At 64.9% G+C, this 619-nt stretch carries 1 protein-coding gene; it reads right to left on the bottom strand.

Annotated elements, in window-relative coordinates; genetic code table 11:
• The coding region (locus F2P46_RS36125) for a DNA translocase FtsK (protein WP_306667736.1) at window positions 1–619 on the bottom strand (619 nt) is incomplete at both ends.

Below are 619 nucleotides of genomic sequence, written 5' to 3'. Positions count from 1 at the left end.
AAGCGGCGACGTGGCCGATTCATGGGCGGCGATGTCGAAAGCGGTTTCGGCTACAACTTGTACATCGCCAGCGGCGGGCGCCGGCGCGATCAGGGACCGCGCACCGTTCGACGCCATCGGCGACACGGTGCCGGCATGTTCCATCTGTTCCAACAACCGTTGTGCACGGTTGTACCCGACTTTGAGGTGTTGTTGCAGAGCCGCGGCCGAAGCGGTCGCGTTTTCGCGCACGAACGCCTCGGCTTTTGGATAGAGCATGTCGTTATCGGCCAGTCGGACAGCATGGGCCACGTCCGGAACAACCGGGTTTTGCGGCGCCGCTTCCTCTGCCGGCACGATCCCGGCCGCGTCCTGCGCCACAGCGGAGGGTCCTGCGACGGGCGCTGCTTCACGCTCCAGGCGGGCCATCACTTTCTGGTAATAGGCTTTTTGTGCGGTGCTCAGCTTGAAAACCTTGCTTGAGCCAGGTTTGTGCAGCATCGCGCCGTTGGCCGTTTTCAGGCGCATGCCTGCGGCGATCGCGTCGTCCACGGCACGCGTGTTCGGCGCGGCCGGCACCGGCACGGGCGCTACGCGCTCCGGAACGGCGTCGACCAGCTCGTTTGGCAGACTGGGAACT

Source organism: Massilia sp. CCM 8734 (assembly GCF_011682155.1).
Lineage (GTDB): Bacteria > Pseudomonadota > Gammaproteobacteria > Burkholderiales > Burkholderiaceae_D > Telluria_A > Telluria_A rubra.
The sequence above is the reverse complement of the archived record's forward strand: the minus strand, read 5'-3'. Positions and strand labels throughout refer to the sequence as shown.